Consider the following 23,865-nt stretch of genomic DNA (forward strand, 5'->3'; position numbering starts at 1 on the left):
AGTTTAGCATAATGCCATCTGAAGATGCCGGGCAGCGCGTGTTAAGAAAACCGCAGATGCACGACAAAAAAATGGGCCGTACATGATGTCGGCCCATTATTGATGGTAAAAGATATTATTTGGCTGCTGGGAAAGCCCGCATATTATGTGCCAGTTGGCGATAATAGCCATTCCAGACACGATACTGTTCCGGCTGCTGCCATACTTGCTGGTGCAAACGCGAAATCAGCACCGGATCACTGAGCAGTTCCAGCCGCTGTAATTTACCCAATCTCTCCGGCCCTGCATCCAGCGCATGTGCCACCCGCTCGGCACGAACTTGCTCGATAATCGCGCGAGTGTGGTGCCGGGCTGTTGCCATCGCCGCAACCAAGGCGTTATAAGATGGATTCATCACCGCATGGAAGAAACCATTATTCAGTGAGCGCTGATGGTTAAGCTTCAGATATTCCTCTGTCGCGACCAGTTCACTTGGCGGGCTATATTCCTCTGGGATAAAGAACAACTTAGCGCGTTTACTGGCCAGCCCCAAGGTGCGGCGGCTAGACAGCACTGAGACTATCGGCGACAGAATCAATGAGAAGACAATCGGCGATAACCACCACAGAAAACGCAGATCCAGCCACGCCACGCCACCGGCCCAGACCAATCCCAGCAACAACTGTGGCCCATGCCGCACCATAGCTTCGCTCCACGGAGTGGCATCATCGTCACGTTGTGGTGAGTTCCATTGCACCGACCACCCGAGGAAGGCGCTGACCACAAATACCGTGTGGAATAACATCCGCACCGGTGCCAGTAACACTGAGAACAGCATTTCAGACAACATCGACAGCAACAAACGGATGGCCCCGCCGTACTCTTTCGAACCCTTGGCCCAAATCAAAATGATGCTGAGTAACTTAGGCAAGAACAGCAATACCAGGGTGGTGGAAAACAGGCCAATCGCCAATTCCGGCCGCCACTGCGGCCATACCGGGAACAATTGGCGCGGTTGCAGGAAGTATTGTGGCTCCATCAGGGTGTGTACCGCTTGCAGCGCAGTACACAGCACCAAAAACATAAACCACAATGGCGCTGACAAATAAGACATGACCCCAGTAAGGAATACTGCCCGATGAACCGGATGCATGCCTTTTACCAAAAATAGCCTAAAGTTCATTAGGTTACCATGGCACCACCGACGGTCACGTTTTAGCTCATCGAGCAAGTTAGGTGGCAATTCTTCATAGCTGCCCGGCAAGTCATAAGCAATCCACACCCCCCAACCCGCACGGCGCATCAAGGCTGCTTCGACAAAGTCGTGGGATAAAATCGCACCGGCGAACGAACCTTCACCCGGCAGCGGGGCCAAGGCGCAATGCTCAATAAAGGGTTTTACCCTAATGATGGCGTTATGGCCCCAATAGTGAGATTCACCCAACTGCCAGTAATGCAGACCGGCGGTAAATAAAGGGCCATAAACCCGGGTGGCAAATTGCTGAATTCGGGCATACAGCGTATCCATTCCAGAGGCTTTCGGCGCAGACTGAATGATACCGGCATTAGGGTTGGCTTCCATTAACCGCACTAAACCGGTCAGGCAGCCGCCGCTCATCACACTGTCGGCATCCAAAATCACCATGTAGCTGTATTGGCTACCCCAGCGGCGGCAGAAATCATCAATATTGCCACTTTTACGTTTCACCCGACGGCGACGGCGGCGATAGAAAATTCGGCCATGACCGTCAACATCACGGCATAGCTCCAGCCAGGCTTTTTGCTCTGCCACACAGATATCCGGGTCATAGCTGTCACTTAAGACATAAATATCAAAGTGTTCCAGTTGCCCCGTGGCGGCGACTGACTCATAGGTTGCCCGCAAGCCCGCAAATACCCGCGCCACATCCTCATTACAAATGGGCATAATCAGCGCCGTCCGATGCTCTGGATTTAACGCCTCATCCCCTTTGATAGTGGAAGAAATGCTGTATTTATCCTTACCAATCAGTAATTGCAGGAAGCCCATCAGTGCCGTCCAGAAACCGGCGGAGACCCAGCAGAACAAAATGGCGAACAAAATAAGGATGCCGGTTTGCAGTAAATAAGGCAGCAATTGCATCACCGAAACTTGCCAGTTCTGTTGCCAGATCTCGAAAGGATCGATTAATGCCCAGCCCTGATAGGGCAGGATGGTTTTCATATAGCTGGTGGCGATGGCGGTTTGCAGCACAATCAGAATCAGCAAGATGTAACGGCGCAATGAACCTACCCGCCGCCATTTTTTCTCGGCTGCGGCCTCGGCATGGCTCTGGGCACGAGAAGCCGGGCTGCGGCCTAACAAGGAATCCCAAAAACGCCCAACCGGATTGGTACGCCAAGCTTGTGGTGCCATACTGGTGCGTTTGATGGGTGGCACCGCATGGATAACCGTGCGCCCTTCAGAATCTTGCGCCAGTAACTTGCCATCATTCAGAGCATCCGGCCATGCGGCCTGCAACCGTGCATCAACAGAAGCCAAAGCACTGTCTTGCTCGTCAGAAACCCTATTTTCGGCGGTACTCGCCGCCAGTAATTGATGCAACCGAGGAATGCCATCAGGCGTGCTACCAAGTAGCACATCCTCAGGTAGCGCCTCACGCAATGCCCCTTGCTGCTGAGCAGTCAGGGGCAAGTCCGCAATATAATCCTGTACAGGAGATTGATTTGACTTATTCATCGGCAGGTAACTGATAGCTCCAGGTTTCTGTCAGGGTCTTATCACCATTAACCAGCGCGGCACGCATTTCTATCGGTTTTTTGGCATCCTTAACTTTCAACCGCAATGTCAAACGCCAGCCCTTAGTCACCGGGTTGTAGCGCAGCGCGTTTTCGATCAATTCACCGTTTTCGTCAATACTGACCTGTGAAGTCAATGGCGTATTTTCATCCAATGATTTCAGCACCGGGCCAACAAAATCAACCAGGAAAGCCACACTGCCATCAGGTTGGCGGATCAGATTTGACTGTTTCACATCACCGGTTGAGCGCAAGGTTTGTTTCACATACCCCACATCCGCTGAATGTAATTTTTCTTCATCACGGGTGAAATGCACACGGTAATTCAAATCCAGCGATGTTTTTGCATCCGGCAACACATCCGGTGTCCAGAAAGCCACAATGTTATCGTTGGTTTCATCTGCAGTCGGGATCTCCACCAGCTCCACTTTACCTTTACCCCAATCACCACGAGGTTCAACCCAGGCACTTGGACGTAAATCATAACGGTCGTCTAAATCCTCATATTGCGAGAATTCACGGCCGCGTTGCAGCAAACCGAAACCTTTAGGATTTTCAACTGTATAGGTGCTGACCGATAAATGTTTAGGATTGTTCAGTGGTCGCCAAATCCATTCACCATTGCCGGCATGAATAGAAAGACCATTGGAATCATGCAGCGCCGGACGATAATTCAATACTGTAGATGGCTGGTTTGGCCCAAACAGGAACATGCTGGTTAATGGCGCAATACCCAGTTTCTCAACTTTATCGCGCAGGAAGACTTTAGCTTGCACGTCAATAGTGGTATCGCGGCCCGGATAAATCACAAACCGGTAAGCACCGGTGGCACGCGGGGAATCCAGTAGCGCAAAGATAACCAGATGTTTATCATTTGGTTTGGGTCTTTCAATCCAGAATTCGCGAAAACGCGGGAATTCTTCACCCGAAGCCAGGGCGGTATCAATCGCCAGCCCGCGAGCAGAAAGGCCATAAATCTGCCCTTTACCAATCACTCGGAAATAACTGGCCCCGAGCATACTGATGATTTCGTCTTTTTTATCCGCCTTGTTAATTGGATAAAGCACTTTAAAACCGGCAAAACCTAAATTTTTCACTGACTCTGGGTCATGCTTGACCGAGCCAAAGTTAAAATAATCCGGGCTGTAGCTGATCGGCTTAACACTGGTCGCAGTGACTTCATTAATTTTCACCGGGGTGTCGAAATACATCCCTTGATGATAAAACTCTAACTTGAAAGGCGTATCCAGTTTGTTCCAATAGGACTTCTCGTGGTTAAACTGAATCTGCTGATAGTCGGCAAATTTCATGTCGCGAAATTGCGATGGAAGATTACTTTTCGGCGCTTCGAAACTTTTACCCGCCAGCTCCTGTGCCTGTTTAGCCACATCATCTAACGAGAAAGCCATAGCCTGAGAAGTGAATAATGACAGCAGGAGAGTGACCCCCAACCATCTAACGCTATTCGCGCGTGACCCTTTTGACATTTTATTTACGTCCGAAAAAATATTAACTCGCACATCTTCCCCCTAAATCACAACTGCCAAATTATTGACGGTTTATCCAGCAGGCCAGGCAGATAAATCCAGGTTATTGTTACACTCAGAGTTATGCTACCTGCTCATGGTGTCAATCCGTGGCGATGCCACAAGCATAGCTCAAATACGTTCTGGAAAATCATTAACTCTTATAGTAATGTTTCTCGCCGTCCTGATCCATTGTTAACGTATATAGTTATCGATGAATATTTACTATAAAGAAAAACTCCGGGAAAAATCAGATTCGTTATTCTAATTCAGATAACAAACTGCGAATAAGTATGAAAAAAAACACTAACCAACGGGAGTACTTTTTAGACGCTATTCGCGCCTATTTGATGTTACTCGGCATCCCTTTTCATCTTTCTCTTATATACTCCAGCAATCATTGGGCAGTTAACAGCGAACAGCCTTCACTCATATTAACCTTACTAAATGATTTTATTCATGCCTTTCGCATGCAAGTATTTTTTGTTATTTCCGGCTATTTTTCGTTCATGCTCTATCAGCGCTATGAGCGCCAGCGCTGGCTTCAGGTACGCTTAGAGCGGGTGATTATTCCATTAGTTGCCGCCATCCCACTGATTACACTGCCACAATTCTTTTTACTTAAAAATTACACTAATAAATTGCAAGATTGGAATTCATTTACAATTTATCAAAAAATAAATATTGCTATTTGGGAAGTTGTTTCGCACTTATGGTTTTTGTTAACTCTCGCCTTACTGACAGCTATCTGTTTTTATCTATTCCAGAAAATGAAGAATAAAAAAAAATCAGTTCCTGCATTGATAAAAGGAATGAATAATATAGGAAAAATCTCACTATTATTGTTTCTATTTGTGTTTGTTTATTCTGTAATACGGCGAATCATATTTCTTCTTAACCCTGAAATACTCTTTAATAGCATCTTCAATTTCTTTGTTATGGAAACCCTGTTTTATCTGCCTTTCTTTCTTATTGGCGCTTACAGTTTTATCTATCCCCCACTTAAACAAGTATTTATCACCTTTTCGCCCGTAGCATTAGTTGCCTCCGTGCTATTGTTCTGTGCTTACTATCTAAACCAACATATTAATACTAATGCGTTTTTTTCCTTCGAGCTCGATCTCATTATCAAAGCATTAATGGGCGTCACCATGACCAACGTGGTTTATTCTCTTGGCTATCGGTTGCTCAATTACCCCTCACCGAAGGTCACTTACCTGGTTAACGCCTCACTCTTCATCTATTTGGTGCATCACCCCCTCACCTTAATTTATGGTGCATTCATTACGCCCAAAATTGACAATAACGCCCTGGGTTTCATACTAGGAATAGTCTTTGTTTGCTTAATTTCGTTTATGCTATACGAGGTTCATCGCCGAATTCCGGTGTTGAAATTCTTGTTTTCCGGCAAGCCGCAGCAGCAAACGGCGTAATCATCGTATTCTGTAAACGAATAATGTTATTGCGAATCGGTCTACTTCTCTGCATACCGTTTTGGTCATAAAACCGCTACACTGTCAGACCATCATGTTGATGCGGGATGGCAAATGCTTCACTGTGCGCTCTGCTTTCAGAGCACCTATCCTGTTGATTCCTTTTCAGGATTTGTTTCACTTGCAGTGACAACAAAAGAGGAATTGTGATGAGTAAGCAAGAATCTGTTGAGAATAACTCCGCATCTGATGCTACACCAGTCATTGAGTTCAACATCTTATTTGCCTTGGTTAGCCGCCTAAGTGGTGCACTGGATAACGCGATTAACGGTAAAGATCGCAGCGTATTAATTCATGAGCTTTCACAGCTATCTGTCGATAATCTTCCTGAACAGGAAAAGTGGGTCACCGCTGAAGCGCTGCGCCGGGCTTTAGACACACTAAAACGCGACTAGTTTTTACACCAACGCTCACCCTTGATTCCCCGCTGGGCGATTAAAGGTGAGCGACCTGCCTATTATCCATACAATTTCGCGCCCTTTCTTTGGCTGTCACCCCAAAAGTTGCTTCAGGTTCAAAGTAACGCATTGAATTAGGTCATATCTTCCCATTGAACGCAGCAAATCTGTGTATAATAATTTCATTCGCCCCCAATTTATTTATGTTTTACATCAGGAGACCTCCCACCTTGGACGCCATCACTATTAATAGCCTTTTTCTGATCGGCGCAGTGCTGGTGGGAGCCAGTATCTTACTGAGTTCACTCTCTTCCCGTTTAGGCATTCCAATTTTAGTTATCTTTCTCGCCATTGGTATGCTGGCGGGGGGCGACGGTATTGGGGGCATTGCTTTTGATAACTACCCCGCAGCCTATCTGGTCAGTAACCTGGCATTAGCCGTTATCCTACTGGATGGCGGCATGCGCACCCGGGCCTCATCCTTTCGCGTCGCACTGTGGCCCGCTCTTTCACTGGCTACCGTCGGCGTCTTGATTACTGCGGGCCTGACCGGCATGGCGGCGGCTTGGCTATTCGATTTGGATATTATTCAAGGCTTACTTATTGGTGCAATCATAGGTTCCACCGATGCAGCCGCCGTATTTTCACTGTTAGGTGGCAAAGGCCTAAATGAACGTGTTAGTGCGACGCTAGAAATAGAATCCGGCAGTAACGACCCCATGGCTGTCTTTTTAACTGTAACCCTAATCGCGATGATTTCGGCGGGTGAAACCAGTCTCAGCTGGATGTTTTTGGTGCATTTAATTCAGCAATTTGGCTTGGGGATCCTCATCGGATTAGGCGGCGGCGGGTTGCTATTGTGGTTAATCAACCGGATGGAATTGCCCAATGGTTTATATCCATTACTGGCGGTCAGCGGCGGAATTTTAGTCTTTTCATTGACCACGGCAGTCAATGGCAGCGGCATTCTGGCGGTCTATCTCTGTGGCCTGTTGCTTGGCAACCGCCCCATCCGCAACCGCGCAGGCATTTTACAAACTTTTGATGGCTTGGCATGGCTCAGCCAGATTGGCATGTTCCTGGTATTGGGCTTGCTGCTTAACCCAAGTGATCTGTTGCCAATTGCCATTCCTGCGCTGCTCCTCTCATTGTGGATGATTCTGTTTGCCCGCCCTCTTTCGGTGTTTATTGGCTTACTGCCCTTCCCGAGCTTTAATTTACGTGAGCGGATCTTTATTTCATGGGTCGGGTTACGCGGCGCAGTGCCGGTAATTCTGGCAGTCTTCCCCATGATGGCCGGCATACCCAATGCGAATTTGTTCTTTAATGTCGCCTTTTTTGTGGTACTGGTTTCGCTGCTATTACAAGGCACCAGTTTGTCATTTGCTGCCCGCAAAACAAAACTAGTGGTGCCGCCAGCTCTGGCTCCGGTGGCGCGCATTGGTTTAGATATTGATAAAAATAACCAGTGGGAACAATTTATTTACCAACTTAGTTCCGACAAATGGTGTATCGGTGCCACATTACGCGATTTGAAAATGCCGAAGGGCACCCGAATTGCAGCGCTGTTTCGCGGCAAAGATTTATTACACCCGACCGGCAGTACCCGTCTGAAAGAAGGCGATATTTTGTGCGTTATTGGTCAGGAGCATGATTTGCCGGCACTAGGGAAACTCTTTAGTCAGTCACCCAACATCCAGCTGGATGAACGTTTCTTCGGTGATTTCATTCTTGATGCTGATGCAAAACTTCAGGATATATCGCAGATTTACGGTCTTAATCTGGAAGCTGGGGTCGATAAACAGCAAACCCTGGGGCAGTTCGTGCTTTATCTATTTGGGGGCGAACCGGTTATCGGCGATCAGATTGAATGGGATGGTCTTACCTGGACAATTGCTGAAATGGAATCTGACCGCGTAACCCGCGTCGGGGTTAAGATAGTGACAGATAAAGCCTGATTATGTCTTATTATCTTGGCATGCGCCGCGACAGGCGCATGCCAAGATGGTCACTCAACATTAATCATCCAGCCCACACCGAATTTGTCTGTTAGCATCCCAAAACCTTGCGCCCAGAATGTCACGCCAAAAGGCATTATCACCTGGCCGCCTTCAGATAAACATTTAAACAGCGCCTCGCCTTTGCTCATATCGGTCACATTAATTGACAGCGAATAGCCCTGGTGTGGCTGACCGCTATCATTTGGACAACTATCCGAGGCCATAATGACATTGCTGCCCACTTGCAGGCGAGCATGCATAATAGACTCAGGATTGGTGTTTGGTGGGCAGTTTTCTGGGTTGGGAATTTCTTTATAACGCATCATGGCAACCACATCACCGCCCAATTGCTGAGCATAAAAATTGACCGCTTCTTCACAGTTACCATTAAAGAATAAATAAGGCTGAATTAGCATAATTTTGCCCTCTCTTCTGCCCGCACCTCACCCTCATTGTAGTGCAATACGAGCCATATCATTATCACTAACAATAATTACTGACCGTGACTTATTAGTGTAGTGCTGAACAGAAAAAAGAGACAAAAATGCGCATTTTTTAAACAACAAAATGATTACGATTGATGACAGACCCACATTTTCAGTTCCCTATCTGTCGGGGTGACGGCACCCAGTCACTAATGCAGCCCTGCCAATCAACGTTGCCCGCATGATGCACTAAAATCAGGCCCTGACTTGCTTAATCCGGTTCACCAAAATAATCCCGACACAAACCAACGCTAAGGCGACGGCATTTTTCCACTCCAAAATACTTTCGTTCAGGAAAATGGCAGACAGCACAGCACCAGACACAGGAATAAGGAAATTAAATGGAGCCACCATCCCTACCCGATTATATTTGAGCAATAAACTCCATAATGCAAAAGCGGCCGATGACAACAGCACCAAATAAGCTAACAATAGCAGGGCCTGCCAACCAAACTCACTTAAATTGCCGCCAAAGAAATAGCCGCCCACCGTCAGCACCAACCCACCAATAGCAAGCTGGTAGCCGGTCATTACCGTGGTATCCATCGTTTGTGAAATTCGCTTACCATAAATACTGGCCGCAGAAAGAATGAATGCTGCCAAGACGACACAGCCTTCTCCCAGCAAGGAAAAATTAAAGTCCATCAAATCGGAGCCGAAATTCACCACCATAACACCGGCAAAACCTAATGCGCACCCCATGATTTTATTGAATGTTAACCGGTCATTTTTATAAATATAATGGGCTAATAACACACTAAAAAATGTGCCGGTCGCATTCATAATAGAGCCTTTCACCCCCGTGGTGTATGCCAGGCCAATATAGAAAAATACATACTGCAAGGTGGTCTGGGTCAGCCCCAAAATAGCAATCTGCTTATATTGGTTTTTTTGTAGGCGACCAATCGCCTTGCCGCTGGCCACGGCAAAAATCAGTAATACAATTCCGGCTAATAAAAAACGATACCCGGCAAACACCATCTTGCTGGGAATATCATCTGGTGCAATATGAAACAGCACATAACCATTTTTAATCGCGGGATAGGCACTGCCCCACAGCAAGCAACAGAATGTCGCCACCAGGAAAACAAATTTTTTATTAGTAAAAAGCGGAGGACTACTGTCCACATCAACATCCTTTTCAATTAGGAAATGAAACATTGTTTCGTTATAACCATTTCTTAATGAAAAGTCCTGTCTGATGTCTCTTTTTCCTTAAAAAGATCGTCGCTATCCCATTTCAGCGCCCCCATAGCGCCCCCCTAAAAACCGCGCTACGTGGATATGAGCTCGGTAGAATATTTGCACAATGATGTGCAGATTTATTTACCATTTAGCGGGCAATTTAACGTCGTTCAAAGTTTGCACTGATAGACAAAGATCGTGTACGATGTTGTTTTGATTAAATAACTTTGGTTTTTATTATGTTAAAACTCTTTAACGTAAACTTTAATAATATGCCTGAAAAAAAGCTGGACGAGATCTTTTCACTCAGAAAGATAACATTTAAAGATCGTCTCGATTGGAAAGTAACCTGTATAGATGGCAAAGAAAGTGACCAATACGATGATGAGAATACCAATTATATATTGGGAACAATAGACAACACTATAGTTTGCAGTGTTCGATTTATTGAAATGAAATATCCGACCATGATCACTGGCCCTTTTTCTCCTTATTTCGCTGATGTTGACTTACCTATTGATGGGTTTATTGAATCCAGTCGTTTTTTTGTAGAGAAAACACTCGCTCGCGATATGGTGGGTAATAACAGCTCACTTAGCACGATACTTTTTTTAGCTATGGTCAACTACGCTAAAGATTGTGGATATAAAGGGATATTGACCGTCGTCAGTCGAGGAATGTTTATTCTACTAAAACGTTCAGGCTGGAATATTACAGTACTCAATCAAGGTGAATCAGAAAAAAATGAGATTATTTATTTGTTACATCTTGGCGTAGATATTGATAGCCAACAAAAACTCATAAATAAAATACGTCGGGTACATCAACTCGAACCGGGCGTCCTTGAAAGTTGGCCATTGATTGTCCCTGAGATTATTAAATAGCTTTAATTAGTTTCAATTCGATGCCAAGCCTAATTGCATGCTTGGCATTTAAAACACCCAATTTCCTGACGACATTACCAATATGGAATTTTACCGTACTCCGTTTTATTTCCAATATGATTGAAATCTCAGAATATGTTTTACCGACACTAGCCCAATATAAAATCTCATTCTCTCTTGGAGAGAATATATCTTTCTTGATATTACTTCCATGCAACTCGTTGTTTATACTGTTGTTATGGTAGAGCCCTAACATTTTCTCATGTGTTAAAATGAGTAGCATTTGAATTTTTTCTTTATATTTTTCAATATTTTCATCAAAGAAAATGCTATCGTCATTGCCATTAGAAATATTCAGCGTCGCCATATTATTACTATTATCATGCAGAACAAATGTATAGCCATTAACAATGTTATATTCTCTGGCCAACTTAAAAACAGCAGATTCAGTTGATTTCTTATTAATAACCGAGTTGTCATCCCATGAAAAGGGGGAGATTTTATCTCTCGCCGTTAAAATAACGGGGTCGATAAGGTGATAACTGTTTTTTTGGTATTCTCTCACCCAATCTAACGGGTAGTTAGAAATAATAGCCGGATGCAAGGGTATTTTCTTATTCATAACTAAATAGGAATAACGAAGATCACCATAAGCTTTTATTCTTCGCTGAATATAATTATTAATATCTTCATTAATACTTTCATTATCAAAATAATAGATTGTCATAATAACCTAGAAATCACCCAATGCATCATGCAACAATACAATTTTATAGCATTGTTTTCAATAGGAAATACGGTATAACATCGTCTAAAGAAAATCTCTTATATGGCATAGACTGGCAGGATATAACTACAAAAACCTAGACTAAAGGTTAGTTTTGAAAGCTAGACTAAAGGCTAGCTATTATTATAGCCCTATGTTAATTATACTGTTTTTGCTTTATAGAATTGATTTAACTTATAATAGAACTAGTATATTAGCGCACTGCCGCTAAAAAAGTTAGTCTGATCATAATATATTTTCGCCAACACCAGGGGACTTTTAGTCCACCCGTCTCAGCTTTACCCCGCCATCTGGGTGCTTTTACATTCAGGTGGCGATTATCTCTCTCACTTACCTCTGCTCTGCCCGTAACGACTCTTTTGCTCATTTTTTTCCGCTCGCAGATTGCCCTATTCTCCTCATACCAATCCATGATAAAAACATATCCGTGCCAAACCACTTGAGCAACATGGCCCGCACCGGCCCCCATTTTCTCAAATATTTTCTGGTCAATTATTCGCCATTCTCACGGCAGCAATAATCCGACGTAAAAAAAATTATTAATAATATATAAACATTAACGATATTAATGTAATCTAGATGAACTTGATTTAAGTCATGTAACTAACTCAAATTAATCGCATGATAAATAAGCGGTTATAATATTTCCCTGGTGTTGGCCGAATTGGCATCCCTTACTAAATGAGATTAGTAAGGGTTTTTTTTACCTGTAATTTAGGCCCACACCCACGGCATGACTAAGATGGCGGCTGCATCACCTGAGCTAAGGCAATAGCACGGATTATCATCGCGCGATCGGCCTCTGGATTATCACTCTCCAGTAGCCGTTGCCACACAGTAATGGCTTCGGCGTAGTGCCCCTGGGTAAAACTATCATTCGCTTGCAACATCAATGCGCTGTATTGCAAAGGATCTTTGGTCAGCGCCTGCTGTAGCCAATAGCTCACCTCACCGGTTATTTTTTGCCCGGATTGATAATAGAACACCACCGCCCGAGCGGCATCTAGCGCGGCGCTGGCCCCCTGTAAACGTTCTGCCTGTTGCAGTGCAATCAAGGCGTCCTCAAATTCATTTCGATATAAATATTGTTGCGCCAAACTGAACCACAATTCGCCCTTTTCCGGCTCCTGACGAATACGTTGCTGTAACCGAAACAAGGCCGGATCACGGCTCTGCTTATCCAACATGGAATTTAGCCGTGTCGCCTCAAGCTGGCGCAAAGTCTCGTGTTGTACCAAGGCATAGTTTCCAAGCTGCTGATAACCAATAAGAATACCGCCTCCAATCAGCAAGCTGAATCCCAGTGGCCAGCGCCAGCTCAGGCGGCCATATTGCACCAGCCAAGGCCACCATATTCCCAGCAGAATCAGCAGCGAAAAAGTGGCTAACCCCATTGCCAGCAGCATCAGCGCGAACCTCTGCTAGCGGATAGCGAGCGGCGATGTATTCTCAACAGTAGCCCGCCTAATACGCAGCACAATAGCACCCCAGGCCCAAACCAAAGCAGCCATGTTGCACTGCGCAGCGGCGGCCGATACAGTACAAAATCCCCATAGCGCTGGGTCATCAGGGCCTTTATCTCCTCAGAACTGTGCCCGGTTTCCACCAAGCGGTAGACCTCTAACCGTAAATCCTGTGCAATTGGTGATGTTGATTCCAGCAAGTTTTGATTTTGACATTGTGGGCAACGCAATTCTTTGGCTAACGCCACAGCCTGTTGTTGGTTTTGCGACGAGCTAAAATGATAGGTATCCACCAAATCGGCCCATGCCCAAGGTGAACAGCTCAGCAATAGCATTATTATTAAGGTTTTCATCGGCGACTGGCCTTAGTGGCTTCCACCAGTAATGGCATAAATTGCTGCTGCCATATTTCTGCTGTCATTTCCCCCGCATAGCGCTGGCGAATAACTCCGCTGGCATCAATTAGCCAGGTTTCTGGGGTACCATACACCCCCATCGCCAGTGCCAAGGTGCCTTGGGGATCGTAAAGACTTTTTTGATAAGGATTGCCGTAGCGTTGCAATGTAGCCAATGCCGCCTGACGAGAATCCCGGTAATTCAGCCCATAGAACTGCACCCCATCCAGGGTGCTGGCTATCTGCCCCAATGCCGCCAGCTCTTGCTTACAACTGGCACACCAACTGGCCCAGACATTTATCACTGTCACTCGCCCCTGCAAGTGTTCCCGGGTTATTTTCTGGCTAGGTTGCTGTAAGTCAGATAAAGAAAAAGCAGGGAAAGGCAGGTATTGCTCAGCTAATTCAAGCCGATGCGGATCACGATGTAAGCCGCTATACAGCACGCCGCCCAAGATTAGGGCCAGCAGTGGAACCAGCAACCAAGGCCAGCGTTGTTTCATTTTTCACCTTCACTGGCATCACCTGCCCGCCGCCAAAATGCCAGTAAGCCGCCCAATACCATCATCAGAGCGCCGCCCCAAATCCAACTGACTCGCGGTTTATAATACAGACGCACGCTGTACTCCCCGGCACCTAAATTATCCCCCAGCACGGCATAAAAATCGGCCAGTGGGCCACTGACAATTGCCGGTTCAATCATCAGCATTTCGCGCGCACTGTAATGCCGCCGCTCCGGTCGCAATGTGGTTACCGGTTGCCCATGCTGACTGACCTTAATCTGCGCCCGTTCACTGGTGTAGTTGGGGCCAACCAATAGCTCAGTTTGATGATAAGTAAATTGGTATCCGGCTAAGCTAACCTGACGACCGGGAGACATGCGGCTGCCCTGCTCCACGGCATAATTTGTGGCGAACAACATGCCCAGTAAGCTCACCGCCACCCCGCCATGTATCAGCCATGATAGCCAACGTATCTTGGGGGCGAACAGCGGCGCACATAATGCCCACCAAGCCAAGGTGACACCCGGCACCATACCAACTTGCCAGCTGGCCTGAAACAGACCTGAACTGTACAGGCCAGCGCCGATGGCAAATAACGCCGGGATAACCATGCGCCACATAGTGGGGGCGGGGCTTTGCCGCCAATGAGCAAAGGGAGCCAACCCCATCAGCAACAGCAATAACAGCATAAAAGGTGTCAGTGTCTGGTTAAAATAGGGTGCGCCCACCGACAGCGAACCTAAACCTAACGCACTGAAAATTAATGGATATAAGGTGCCGATTAGCACGGTAATGGCAGCAATGCTCAGCAATACCATTGCCGCCAATAGCAGGGTTTCTAAGGAGAAAAGTGTGAAATCAGCTGGCCGGTTATTCCCCTGAACTCGCCAGGCAAACAGAGATAATGACGCCAAGGTCACGACACCCAATAGCACCAGTAGCGCCTCGCCACGAGCGGCATCCACAGCAAAAGCATGTACCGAGGTCAACACGCCGGAGCGGACAATAAAAGTGCCCAACAGGCAGAGTTGAAAGGTCACTAATGACAGCAACACGCCCCATTGATGATAGACACCGCGCCGCGCGCTGATAGCCAACACATGCAACAAGGCGGTGCCAGTAAGCCAGGGCAATAATGAGGCATTCTCAACCGGGTCCCAAAACCACCAGCCCCCCCAACCCAGCTCGCTGTATGCCCACCAAGCGCCTAATAATATCCCCACTGTTAATAGGCTCCAGGCGGCCAATACCCACGAGCGGCTATAACGCGCCAGGTACAGGCCACTGTTCCCCTCCAGTAAGGTGGCACAGGCGAAAGCAAAGCTGATGGCAAAACCGCTATAGCCCAGATAGAGCAGTGGCGGGTGAAATATCAGTGCCAAATCCTGCAGCATCGGGTTCAAATCACGCCCCTCTGCTAAGGTAGGAAATAGCCGCTCGAAAGGATTGGAGAAAAAGAGGATAAAAATGCTCAGAATAACTAGCAGCCAGCCCATCACCCCCAGTGAGCGGGCAAAAAACCGCAGAGGGAAATGGCGGCGAAACCAGGTTAGCGCGCTGCTCCACATACTGAGTGCAAACAGCAGAAACAGCATTGAGCCCTCATGCCCGCCCCAGATGGCCGCCATTTTATAAAATAGCGGGAGCTGGCTGTTACTGTGCTGCGCAACATAAAGTACTGAGAAATCATCATTAACAAAGCTCCAACCCAGTGACAATAGAGCCAGAGCAATAAATAAGGTGACGCCATAACTGAGCGGCGCCAGCCAATACAGCAAAGGTAAGCGCCGCCCATGCAAAGCCATAAAGGGCACACTGCCGAGCAACAGCGCCAGTGACGCCGCCGCAAGCAGTGACAACAACCCCAGTTCAGCTATCATACTCTCGTGCCCGCCCCTGCAAATCTCATCCTTTAAACCACCGTCATCTGACCGGCATAAAGAATGAAAAAACGTAATACCAAAACACCGAACAAGCTCAGGCCCGAAACCATCAGCAAGAAAGGAACTCGGTGGCGCACTTTTTGGCTACAATAGCGGTTGAGCGCCATTGGCAGCACCATGCCGCAGCCAATAACCCAGAACCAAAACATCAGCGCCCAGAAACCACCGCCGAGGGCGACCCCTACCGCCACCTCTTTTTGCCCCCCGCCGAACCACAGCCCGGCAAAGAACGCCAACAGTAAAAATAACTCCAGCCAGACCACCGGTTTTTCCAATCGATGGACAAAAGCCAATGCCGGGCTGTGGACGGGTTCTTTAAAAAACACCACTGAACACAACACCATTGCAGCAATACCGGAAGAGACACCAGAGAACAGAAATAACACCGGCAGCACGGGGTTATTTAGCAATGGGTAGCTTTTCAATGCAGATAACAGAAAACCGGTGTAAGCCCCTAAAGCCACCGCCAGCAGCATCATCACCGGCTCAAGCTTGCGCTCTATGGGGGCCAGCCAATTCAGCACCTTGCCCACCCAACACAATTTTGGATAGGGCTGCAATAAGGCGGTTAGCCAATGCCGAAATATCACTGCCAGCCATAGCAACAAAACCACCATATAGATTTGAAAGAGCATAACCCCCAGAGACATGACCGAGTGAGGGCTGTAGAAAAACATCAGCTTCCAGAAAGTCCAGGGCCGGGTGAGGTGCAGGATCAAGATGAATAAACCGCAGATAACCGCCAGTGGCGCAATAATCGCCGTGGACTTGAGCAGCCCGCTCTGTGCGGCCTCCGCCCGCAAAACTCGCTGCTTCACCAACAGGCTAACCACCACCATTCCGGCAGAAACACCAATTAAAAACAGATAGATAGCAATCGGCCAGTCCCAAACTAATGATTCAAAATGAAATGGCGTGTTCAATGTAGGGCTCATCCGCTTATCTCCCCATACTGGAAAGGAACGCGATACAGTTTCGGCTGGGTTCCCAGATGTAACTTGGCCCGATAGACACTGCGCTGATGCAACAGCTTCACCAATTCAGAGTTCGGATCGTCCAGATTGCCAAAGACCAGTGCTTTAGTGGGGCACGACAGCACACAAGCCGGTTGCTTCCCCTGTTTGAGATTGGTTTTTCGGCAAAAATCACATTTATCGGCAGTTTTCGTCACCGGATGAATAAAACGAACCCGATACGGACAGGCCGCAATACAATACTGGCAGCCAACACAAAGGTCAGGATTGACATCAACAATCCCGGTGGCCTTATCACGGTAAGATGCGCCGGTGGGGCAAACATCCACACAGGGTGCCCGGTCACAATGTTGGCAAGAATGGCGATAAAACTGATATTTCACGGCGGGAAACTCACCAATGGGCTGGCTGCGGATGATATTTAACCGCGAGACGCCGGCGGGTACCTGATTAACTTCACGACAAGCATCCATGCACGCGGTGCAGCCAATACAGCGGGTTTCGTCATGTAGCATGCCGTAACGAACGCCATCAATCGTGCCGCTGAGTGCCAATACGCGCCCGGTGGAGCCGGTCATAAAAATCAGCGCCCCCATACTGGCGATAAAATGACGACGATTAGTCTTCATGGCGCGACCTTCGGTATCAGCTCCTGCTGACGACGATGACAATCCACACAAATTTTTACCCGCCCCTGGTCATCAAGGCCATGCATTGGATCGGTTTTCGGGTGCAACTGATGGCAACTGGCACAGGAAAGCTTCAACATATGCACATCATGTGGCCAGAATGCTTCACGTAATTTTTCCGGCTGATGGCAACTCATGCAAACACTGTTTTGTTGAGACACACTGAACGGCGCCTGTTCGGTCTTCAGCATATCCTGGTTAAACCGCATCACATCTTTGACACCATTGCGGTGCAATACCGATGCCTTGCCATGACAATTGGTACAAGTGACGGCTAATTGTGTATTCGGATTTACTGCACCAGCATGTTTGCCGTGCAGCGCATCTTTTTGTTCTTTATGACATTGGACACAAGCAGCATCTGGGTTACGTTGCGGCTCAACAACATGACGCGAGCCACTTGTTGGCAACACTGTGGTTTTCGCTGCATCAGCCGGTGTGGTGGCGAATGTGGGCTGGGCCAACACCACCAGCAACACCGCCAGACAGAATGAACGTAAAACGCGCATGGTTATTCCACCTTTGCTATGGCCCCAATCTGGAGCCAGTCTGTTCCTGGAATAGCTCCGGTAGGCTTTATCACCCTACCGGAGCGCCGCTTACTGGCTCAAACGGCCCGCTTTTCTGGCTTGAGCATCCCAGGCTGGCACCACCTGCTGCAGAAACTCCTGTTTCTCGCTGTTCAGCTTATCCATATCCATCCCCAGTGCTTGTTGCGCTTTGAGTTTGGTGGAAATATCCGGCACCGGAATTTCGTGGCTAATCCCTTTAGTGGCCAACAGTCGTGCCAGTTTAGTTCGGGCATCGGCGGCTTTATTCAACGCGCCGCCGAGCACTCGTAACCCAACATCAGGGGCATGCATATGGATCCCGTGGGAAGCAATGGCATAATCCCAGCGCCACTGCGCATGGCGGATATCTTGTAAAATCGGTGTCATTTCTTGCTCTGTCGCCCCAGCATCCCAAGCAGCTTTAGCTTCGTAATGCGCCTGTACCAGCTGTTTCTCCACATTCGCTCTCAGCTCCTGGATGCTGGCTTTGCGCTCGGCAACAATATCCTGCAAGGTTTTTTTATCCTGGGTATGGCAATTAACACAGGTGCTTTCGAAGCTATCAAAGGGATTGCGGATTTGATGGTCGGTATATACTTTGCCCTCTGCATTTTGGATTTTCGGCATATGACAATCGATGCAGCTGACATTATTTTTACCGTGAATACCTGCACGCCAGGTTTCGTACTCAGGGTGCTGGGCTTTCAACATTGGCGTTTTTGATAAGGGGTGAATCCAATCAGCGAAAGCAATTTCGTCGTAATACTTCTCCATTGACTCCACATCCGTCCCTTTATCCCAAGGGTATTTCACTGCTTTATCTTTACCCGTAAAGTGATATTCAACATGGCATTGGCTGCACACCATAGATTGCTTATCCAAGCGACTGGCATGTTCAAAAGGTTTATTGATAGATTGCAGCGCCCGCTCGGTATAAGGGCGCGAGAGAACCAAAGCGGGTTTTCCAGCAGCAAAATCAGCCGTGGCAGTATCATGGCAATCAGCACAACCTAACTGATTGACGACTTCTGGGCCGCCTTTGGCCCATGTGCCTTTGAAGTACGCGTCTTCGCCCTGTTCATTAATCATGCGGGCAACATCCGGGCTTTTACAGCTCCAACATGCCATTGGCAATGGGCCGTCTTCTGCCGTTTTGGGTGCGCCAGTACGCAATGTTTCGCGCACATCAGTTACCGCATAAGCATGCCCACGAGGTTTGTTATAATCTTTAGCAAAGGGATAACCCGCCCATAAAATCACCAGATTGGGATCTTCCGCCAAGGCATCTTCTCGTGGCCCACTCTCTTTGGTTTTCAGCCAAGAGGTAAATTGATCCACATGCTGCTCGGCGAATTTATCATTGCGGGCCTCAATGGGCGGCGTAGGTGCTGCCGACAAAGTAAACATTCCCCCCAGAACTAAAAACGCCAATATCCCTACCGACATCTGCCTTATAAATTTGCTCACCATAAATACTCCAGTGTGTTTTTCCATCCCGGACGTTGTCAGTGTCCGCACCAGACAGTCATTTTTTATTTTTAGACCCGTAAGAGGATGAAAAACATTCAGCCAAGGAGACCCAAGACAAATATCACCCAATAAGGTTATGGAGATAATAAGGAGGATTTTCAGCAAATTATTTGTTGCAGTAAGAATGCTTGTTTTAGATCAAACAATTTTAGTGTGGGTATTCACTTTTATGAAGTAGCTCAAAAAAAACTCACTCGATTAGACAAATTTACACAAAATCAACCATATACCTCTTTATGGGTAGTGGCGTAAGTTTAAAATGACTACGTAACAAATTCAGACTAAATACATGTCGGGGCAATGCCATTGACCGGTAAAAAGTACCTGAGTAAATAGTTTTAATCTGGGGCTGAAGTTTTTAAGGTCTTTGGTAGGGAAATAATGCGAATAAAACCGGCCAGTCTGTAGAGAACGGGATGTGGAAGGTAACATTAATCAGCGCGTGGCGTTTGAGATAATGCGAACCCACAGTGGGCAATAAAAGCGATGCCGAGACTGCGGCAATATTAGGGGTAAAATACAACGCCTAATCCTGAGTATAAATTTAAAAATAAGCAGGCCGGGCTAATAAGCTCGGTTTGTTATTTTATCAATGAATGGCCGGCCAAAAATGCTGACATGGGTTGTCATCGATAAAAGCTGCAAAAGTCTGCTGTTATATTAATGTACCATTCACCTATTCCTCTCCCCTCTCTGATAGCCTGAGTTTGTTCTTGCTGTTATGTAGGAAAATAACGCAATTGCTATTAACTATGCAGGTGCATAGATTATTTTAGAAAAATTAGCGCACGCGGAGTACTACTTTTGGTAAAAAAATAACCATATAAAAATAAAATGCTAATTTCTCTGATAAAAACAGAAACAAAACCATTCGGTAACCCAGTGATTATCCTATAGTTACATATAGCAAATTAGGTTCATTAAAACAATCAAGATCATTGAATTAACAGTAAAAATTAAAATCGTGGAAATAACTTGACCAAAATCATATTTTCGAAGAAAGTTAACGTTATCATGAGAAACATCTTAAAACTTTCCCTAGTGTTGGCCTATTGGCATCCCTTATCGAAGAGACGGAGATAAGGGATTTTTTTCCTACAAAGGAATCATTGTGGAATATACTTACACGCGATTACTTGCCCCTTCAAATAGCCACATTAAGGTCAATGCTAATCATTATTCGATTATTATGCTGTTTAATGACCCTGACTATGAAATATATCGTTCTGGATTAAAAACTATTCTTCAGGTCGGCTTCTTTGCTAAATTCCCAGCGCAAATAAAAATAGTTGAACACCAAATTTTGAAGGTTGGAAAGTGGTGGTATAGGAATAACTTGCCAGGCTGATGTGCAAATCCACAACAAACGCGAAAAACCCTATAAAAGAGGCAAAGGTGTAAGATTATTTGGGCCGGTATTGGGAGATTAGCAGTGAGTTTTGTAATGATTAGGTTCAGGCGGTTTTGGGAGAAGTTAAGTTGGCGGAGGAGGAGAGATTCGAACTCTCGAACGGTTTCCCGTCGACGGTTTTCAAGACCGTTGCCTTCAGCCACTCGGCCACCCCTCCGCAACGAGCCGAACTATAAACAGGCCCCCACCGCTTGTAAAGTCTGTTGGTGTTTGATCGGCCAAAAAGCCGCCATCCACGAGTTAAGTGCTGAATTAATCATCATCTAAGATACGCCCTGATGATTCGCTGTACAGTTTCTCTCATTGTTCTATGCCTCATATTTTTCGGGTTGCAGGTCGGTGATAACCCAATAAACCCAAGGTGTTGAGAAAACTCAATAAGTTGGCCGTGTGCTAGCAGCCAACATCCCTGCATCTTGAAAAATGACGGGAATAGCATCAATGAAAACTTGCGTGTCATAACACGGACTTATTGGGATCATGGGCAAATATTTGCTAAATTAGCCGCAGTTTTATTAATTGAATCACTGAGGTTATATGTTGGAGTTTGAAGGTCGGGCAATTGATACCGACGCGCAAGGGTATCTAAAAAACAGTGCGGACTGGAGTGAAGCTTTAGCCCCGATACTCGCGGAACAAGAAGGTATAACACTCACTGAACCTCATTGGGAAGTAGTGCGTTTTGTCCGTGCTTTTTATCAGGAATTCAATACTTCACCGGCTATTCGCATGCTGGTAAAAGCTATGGCGCAGAAATATGGCGAAGAAAAAGGCAATAGCCGTTATCTATATCGCTTATTTCCTAAGGGGCCGGCAAAACAAGCCACGAAAATTGCAGGATTGCCCAAACCGGTGAAGTGCATTTAGCGGGCGGCCTGATGCTGGCATCGTGCCCCAATTAATAACGAATTTTAAATGACTCAAACTGCGTGGGAGGATAAGGCTCGGTAAGTAGGCGCTCCACCCGCGCACCACGTGGCCCTCCTTGCTTAATCCATGCCATTAAACGTTCAACTGCCAGTTCCTCACCACAAGCGACTACTTCCACACTGCCATCGTCACAATTTCTGGCGTACCCCGTCACGCCCAGTTCCTGCGCCTGGCGTTGGGTGCTATAGCGAAAACCGACACCTTGAACAATGCCGTAAACATAGGCAGCGGTGCATACTTTGGGCATATTGACTCCTTATCTACGTGATAATTTGCATTTTGCAGCTCATACTCCGACAATACCGCTCTTTTTTACCTAGCTGGCAGCCACCTAATTATGACCGTACGCCTGATTCTTGCCAAAGGACGTGAAAAATCCTTGCTTCGTCGCCATCCGTGGATTTTCTCTGGAGCGGTTCAACGCATTGAAGGCAATGCGCTTCCCGGTGAAACCATTGATATTCTTGATAGCCAGGGAAAATGGCTGGCCCGTGCCGCCTATTCGCCGGAGTCGCAAATTCTGGCACGAGTCTGGACATTCCAACAAGATGAAGTTATCGATACTGAATTCTTTGTTAATCGCCTACAACGCGCTCAAAGCTGGCGGGATTGGTTGGCACAGCGTGATGGGCTGAATGGTTATCGCCTGATTGCTGGCGAATCTGACGGCCTGCCGGGCATCACCATCGACCGTTTCCAGAACTTCCTGGTGCTGCAACTGCTGTCGGCAGGTGCCGAATATCAACGTGCGGCGCTGGTCAGCGCATTACAGCAATGCTATCCAGAATGTTCTATTTATGACCGTTCTGATGTTTCGGTACGTAAAAAAGAAGGTTTACCGCTAACCCAAGGTACCGTCTGTGGCGATGTTCCTCCAGACCTGCTGCCTATCACTGAACATGGTATGCAATTGCTGGTGGATATTCAGCAAGGCCATAAAACCGGCTTTTATTTAGACCAGCGAGACAGCCGCCTTGCCGCGCGTAATTATGCCGACGGCCGCCGCGTGCTGAACTGTTTCTCTTATACTGGCGCTTTTGCTGTCGCCGCATTGATGGGCAATTGCCAGCAAGTTATCAGTGTTGATACTTCACAATCCGTGTTGGATATTGCGAAACAGAATATTGAACTCAATCAGTTAGACTTGAGCAAAGCCGAGTTTGTTCGTGATGATGTGTTCCAATTGCTGCGGAGTTATCGTGCGCAAGGGGAGAAATTTGACATGATTATCATGGACCCACCGAAATTTGTGGAAAACAAAAGTCAATTAGCCAGTGCTTGCCGTGGTTATAAAGATATCAACATGTTAGCGATACAGCTTTTGCGCCCAGGTGGGATCTTATTAAGTTTCTCTTGCTCTGGTTTAATGCCTACAGATTTATTCCAGAAAATTTTGGCTGATGCTGCGTTAGATGCAGGCCATGATATACAATTTATAGAACAGTTCCGTCAGGCAGCGGATCACCCTGTAATCGCGACATATCCAGAAGGTTTATACCTGAAAGGATTTGCGTGTCGGATAATGTAACTTGAAATGCCCGGCACTGCCCTCATATACAAAGCAGTGTAATGTTTCTCCGGAGGTTATCATGATCGCCAGCAAATTCGGTATTGGGCAGCAGGTTCGCCATAGCTTACACGGCTATTTGGGTGTGGTGATTGATATTGATCCCGAATATTCTCTTGAGCCACCGCAACCTGATGAAGTCGCAAATAACGATACTTTGCGCTCATCTCCTTGGTATCACGTGGTCATTGAGGATGAAGAGGGGCAACCGGTACATACCTATCTGGCTGAAGCACAACTCACTTATGAAGATATGGATGCGCATCCAGAACAACCTTCATTAGATGAGCTGGCCGCCTCTATTCGCCATCAGCTACAGGCTCCGCGCCTGCGTAACTAAATCTTGAGACTCGATAAAACCCGGCTCATTCTGCCGGGTTTTTTATCACTCAGA

The 23,865-nt window shown here is 46.8% G+C and carries 22 protein-coding genes and 1 tRNA gene; 8 read left to right on the forward strand and 15 right to left on the reverse strand.

Going from position 1 to position 23,865, the window contains the following annotated elements; genetic code table 11:
* Nucleotides 1-115: 115 nt before the first annotated feature.
* Nucleotides 116-2,698: a glucans biosynthesis glucosyltransferase MdoH gene (gene mdoH, locus YROHD0001_RS15370; protein ID WP_042542284.1), complete on the reverse strand. Its 2,583-nt coding sequence runs from the start codon at nt 2,696-2,698 to the stop codon at nt 116-118.
* Nucleotides 2,691-4,244, reverse strand: coding sequence for a glucan biosynthesis protein G (locus YROHD0001_RS15365; protein WP_032815971.1), 1,554 nt, complete (start codon nt 4,242-4,244; stop codon nt 2,691-2,693). Before YROHD0001_RS15365 ends, mdoH begins: the two co-directional genes overlap by 8 nt.
* 332 nt (nt 4,245-4,576) lie before the next feature.
* Between YROHD0001_RS15365 and mdoC the strand changes: the two genes are divergently transcribed.
* The 3 genes from mdoC (at nt 4,577) to YROHD0001_RS15350 (ending at nt 8,132) form a co-directional block, all read left to right on the forward strand.
* On the forward strand, nt 4,577-5,716 hold the full coding sequence (mdoC, locus tag YROHD0001_RS15360) for a glucans biosynthesis protein MdoC (RefSeq protein ID WP_004713255.1): 1,140 nt from the start codon (nt 4,577-4,579) through the stop codon (nt 5,714-5,716).
* Between the two features lie 209 nt (nt 5,717-5,925).
* The gene (locus YROHD0001_RS15355) at nt 5,926-6,171 is read left to right on the forward strand and encodes a hypothetical protein (RefSeq protein WP_032815973.1); all 246 of its coding nucleotides are present in this window, start codon (nt 5,926-5,928) and stop codon (nt 6,169-6,171) included.
* A gap of 233 nt (nt 6,172-6,404) precedes the next feature.
* Nucleotides 6,405-8,132, forward strand: coding sequence for a potassium/proton antiporter (locus tag YROHD0001_RS15350; RefSeq protein ID WP_004713258.1), 1,728 nt, complete (start codon nt 6,405-6,407; stop codon nt 8,130-8,132).
* Nucleotides 8,133-8,182: 50 nt separating this feature from the next.
* On the opposite strand, the gene YROHD0001_RS15345 is transcribed toward YROHD0001_RS15350, so the two are convergent.
* Together YROHD0001_RS15345 and YROHD0001_RS15340 are read right to left on the reverse strand one after the other, a co-directional pair.
* A complete protein-coding gene (locus YROHD0001_RS15345) occupies nt 8,183-8,590 on the reverse strand; it encodes a VOC family protein (protein ID WP_004713259.1) in 408 nt (135 codons plus the stop codon).
* A 264-nt stretch (nt 8,591-8,854) separates the two neighbouring features.
* Nucleotides 8,855-9,787 carry a DMT family transporter gene (locus YROHD0001_RS15340; protein ID WP_032816053.1) on the reverse strand — a complete coding sequence of 311 codons (933 nt, stop codon included), beginning with the start codon at nt 9,785-9,787 and terminating at the stop codon, nt 8,855-8,857.
* Between the two features lie 296 nt (nt 9,788-10,083).
* Here YROHD0001_RS15340 and YROHD0001_RS0117215 point away from each other — a divergent pair, with 296 nt between their 5' ends.
* Nucleotides 10,084-10,728 (forward strand): acyl-homoserine-lactone synthase, encoded by a 645-nt coding sequence (locus YROHD0001_RS0117215; RefSeq protein WP_032815974.1) that lies wholly within the window; start codon nt 10,084-10,086, stop codon nt 10,726-10,728.
* Here YROHD0001_RS0117215 and YROHD0001_RS15335 read toward each other — a convergent pair.
* The 9 genes from YROHD0001_RS15335 to nrfA form a co-directional block, all read right to left on the reverse strand.
* Nucleotides 10,721-11,455, reverse strand: a complete 735-nt coding sequence (locus tag YROHD0001_RS15335) for a helix-turn-helix transcriptional regulator (protein ID WP_004713262.1) — start codon at nt 11,453-11,455, stop codon at nt 10,721-10,723. The genes YROHD0001_RS0117215 and YROHD0001_RS15335 overlap by 8 nt on opposite strands.
* Nucleotides 11,456-12,252: 797 nt before the next feature.
* Nucleotides 12,253-12,921, reverse strand: coding sequence for a TPR domain-containing protein (locus YROHD0001_RS15330; protein ID WP_004713263.1), 669 nt, complete (start codon nt 12,919-12,921; stop codon nt 12,253-12,255).
* Nucleotides 12,921-13,331 carry a heme lyase NrfEFG subunit NrfF gene (gene nrfF / locus YROHD0001_RS0117225; RefSeq protein WP_032815976.1) on the reverse strand — a complete coding sequence of 137 codons (411 nt, stop codon included), beginning with the start codon at nt 13,329-13,331 and terminating at the stop codon, nt 12,921-12,923. The genes YROHD0001_RS15330 and nrfF overlap by 1 nt, the downstream gene beginning before the upstream one ends.
* Nucleotides 13,328-13,876: a DsbE family thiol:disulfide interchange protein gene (locus YROHD0001_RS15325; protein WP_032815977.1), complete on the reverse strand. Its 549-nt coding sequence runs from the start codon at nt 13,874-13,876 to the stop codon at nt 13,328-13,330. The genes nrfF and YROHD0001_RS15325 overlap by 4 nt, the downstream gene beginning before the upstream one ends.
* Complete coding sequence (locus YROHD0001_RS15320) at nt 13,873-15,756, reverse strand: heme lyase CcmF/NrfE family subunit (protein ID WP_004713265.1); 1,884 nt, start codon at nt 15,754-15,756, stop codon at nt 13,873-13,875. Before YROHD0001_RS15320 ends, YROHD0001_RS15325 begins: the two co-directional genes overlap by 4 nt.
* 32 nt (nt 15,757-15,788) lie before the next feature.
* Nucleotides 15,789-16,754 (reverse strand): cytochrome c nitrite reductase subunit NrfD, encoded by a 966-nt coding sequence (gene nrfD / locus YROHD0001_RS15315; RefSeq protein ID WP_032815978.1) that lies wholly within the window; start codon nt 16,752-16,754, stop codon nt 15,789-15,791.
* Nucleotides 16,751-17,422, reverse strand: a complete 672-nt coding sequence (gene nrfC / locus YROHD0001_RS15310) for a cytochrome c nitrite reductase Fe-S protein (protein WP_032815979.1) — start codon at nt 17,420-17,422, stop codon at nt 16,751-16,753. The genes nrfD and nrfC overlap by 4 nt, the downstream gene beginning before the upstream one ends.
* Complete coding sequence (gene nrfB, locus YROHD0001_RS15305) at nt 17,419-17,991, reverse strand: cytochrome c nitrite reductase pentaheme subunit (RefSeq protein ID WP_004713268.1); 573 nt, start codon at nt 17,989-17,991, stop codon at nt 17,419-17,421. The genes nrfC and nrfB overlap by 4 nt, the downstream gene beginning before the upstream one ends.
* Before the next feature lie 90 nt (nt 17,992-18,081).
* Nucleotides 18,082-19,503 carry an ammonia-forming nitrite reductase cytochrome c552 subunit gene (gene nrfA / locus YROHD0001_RS15300; protein ID WP_032815981.1) on the reverse strand — a complete coding sequence of 474 codons (1,422 nt, stop codon included), beginning with the start codon at nt 19,501-19,503 and terminating at the stop codon, nt 18,082-18,084.
* Nucleotides 19,504-20,674: 1,171 nt separating this feature from the next.
* Between nrfA and YROHD0001_RS0117230 the strand changes: the two genes are divergently transcribed.
* Nucleotides 20,675-20,911, forward strand: a complete 237-nt coding sequence (locus tag YROHD0001_RS0117230) for a hypothetical protein (RefSeq protein ID WP_032815983.1) — start codon at nt 20,675-20,677, stop codon at nt 20,909-20,911.
* Between the two features lie 132 nt (nt 20,912-21,043).
* On the opposite strand, the gene YROHD0001_RS0117235 is transcribed toward YROHD0001_RS0117230, so the two are convergent.
* A tRNA-Ser gene (locus YROHD0001_RS0117235) sits at nt 21,044-21,131 on the reverse strand.
* A 380-nt stretch (nt 21,132-21,511) separates the two neighbouring features.
* On the opposite strand from YROHD0001_RS0117235, the gene tusE reads away from it, so the two are divergent.
* Nucleotides 21,512-21,841 carry a sulfurtransferase TusE gene (tusE, locus tag YROHD0001_RS15295; RefSeq protein WP_004713272.1) on the forward strand — a complete coding sequence of 110 codons (330 nt, stop codon included), beginning with the start codon at nt 21,512-21,514 and terminating at the stop codon, nt 21,839-21,841.
* A gap of 31 nt (nt 21,842-21,872) precedes the next feature.
* Here tusE and yccX read toward each other — a convergent pair whose 3' ends face one another.
* Nucleotides 21,873-22,151, reverse strand: coding sequence for an acylphosphatase (gene yccX, locus YROHD0001_RS15290; RefSeq protein WP_004713273.1), 279 nt, complete (start codon nt 22,149-22,151; stop codon nt 21,873-21,875).
* Between the two features lie 90 nt (nt 22,152-22,241).
* Here yccX and rlmI point away from each other — a divergent pair, with 90 nt between their 5' ends.
* Together rlmI and hspQ are read left to right on the forward strand one after the other, a co-directional pair.
* Nucleotides 22,242-23,432, forward strand: a complete 1,191-nt coding sequence (rlmI, locus tag YROHD0001_RS15285; protein ID WP_004713274.1) for a 23S rRNA (cytosine(1962)-C(5))-methyltransferase RlmI — start codon at nt 22,242-22,244, stop codon at nt 23,430-23,432.
* A gap of 61 nt (nt 23,433-23,493) precedes the next feature.
* Nucleotides 23,494-23,811 (forward strand): heat shock protein HspQ, encoded by a 318-nt coding sequence (hspQ, locus tag YROHD0001_RS15280; protein ID WP_004713275.1) that lies wholly within the window; start codon nt 23,494-23,496, stop codon nt 23,809-23,811.
* The last annotated feature ends 54 nt before the right edge of the window (nt 23,812-23,865 follow it).

Origin of the sequence: Yersinia rohdei ATCC 43380 (genome assembly GCF_000173775.1) — a bacterium.
Taxonomy (GTDB): Bacteria; Pseudomonadota; Gammaproteobacteria; order Enterobacterales; family Enterobacteriaceae; genus Yersinia; species Yersinia rohdei.

Bases quoted from the DNA above. Each gene is read 5' to 3' on its own strand.
- mdoH (WP_042542284.1), bottom strand. From the start codon at position 2,698: ATGAATAAGTCAAATCAATCTCCTGTACAGGATTATATTGCGGACTTG.
- YROHD0001_RS15365 (WP_032815971.1), bottom strand. From the start codon at position 4,244: ATGTCAAAAGGGTCACGCGCGAATAGCGTTAGATGGTTGGGGGTCACT.
- mdoC (WP_004713255.1), top strand. From the start codon at position 4,577: ATGAAAAAAAACACTAACCAACGGGAGTACTTTTTAGACGCTATTCGC.
- YROHD0001_RS15355 (WP_032815973.1), top strand. From the start codon at position 5,926: ATGAGTAAGCAAGAATCTGTTGAGAATAACTCCGCATCTGATGCTACA.
- YROHD0001_RS15345 (WP_004713259.1), bottom strand. From the start codon at position 8,590: ATGCTAATTCAGCCTTATTTATTCTTTAATGGTAACTGTGAAGAAGCG.
- YROHD0001_RS0117215 (WP_032815974.1), top strand. From the start codon at position 10,084: ATGTTAAAACTCTTTAACGTAAACTTTAATAATATGCCTGAAAAAAAG.
- YROHD0001_RS15335 (WP_004713262.1), bottom strand. From the start codon at position 11,455: ATGACAATCTATTATTTTGATAATGAAAGTATTAATGAAGATATTAAT.
- YROHD0001_RS15330 (WP_004713263.1), bottom strand. From the start codon at position 12,921: ATGCTGCTGGCAATGGGGTTAGCCACTTTTTCGCTGCTGATTCTGCTG.
- nrfF (WP_032815976.1), bottom strand. From the start codon at position 13,331: ATGAAAACCTTAATAATAATGCTATTGCTGAGCTGTTCACCTTGGGCA.
- YROHD0001_RS15325 (WP_032815977.1), bottom strand. From the start codon at position 13,876: ATGAAACAACGCTGGCCTTGGTTGCTGGTTCCACTGCTGGCCCTAATC.
- YROHD0001_RS15320 (WP_004713265.1), bottom strand. From the start codon at position 15,756: ATGATAGCTGAACTGGGGTTGTTGTCACTGCTTGCGGCGGCGTCACTG.
- nrfD (WP_032815978.1), bottom strand. From the start codon at position 16,754: ATGAGCCCTACATTGAACACGCCATTTCATTTTGAATCATTAGTTTGG.
- nrfC (WP_032815979.1), bottom strand. From the start codon at position 17,422: ATGAAGACTAATCGTCGTCATTTTATCGCCAGTATGGGGGCGCTGATT.
- nrfB (WP_004713268.1), bottom strand. From the start codon at position 17,991: ATGCGCGTTTTACGTTCATTCTGTCTGGCGGTGTTGCTGGTGGTGTTG.
- nrfA (WP_032815981.1), bottom strand. From the start codon at position 19,503: ATGGTGAGCAAATTTATAAGGCAGATGTCGGTAGGGATATTGGCGTTT.
- tusE (WP_004713272.1), top strand. From the start codon at position 21,512: ATGTTGGAGTTTGAAGGTCGGGCAATTGATACCGACGCGCAAGGGTAT.
- yccX (WP_004713273.1), bottom strand. From the start codon at position 22,151: ATGCCCAAAGTATGCACCGCTGCCTATGTTTACGGCATTGTTCAAGGT.
- rlmI (WP_004713274.1), top strand. From the start codon at position 22,242: ATGACCGTACGCCTGATTCTTGCCAAAGGACGTGAAAAATCCTTGCTT.
- hspQ (WP_004713275.1), top strand. From the start codon at position 23,494: ATGATCGCCAGCAAATTCGGTATTGGGCAGCAGGTTCGCCATAGCTTA.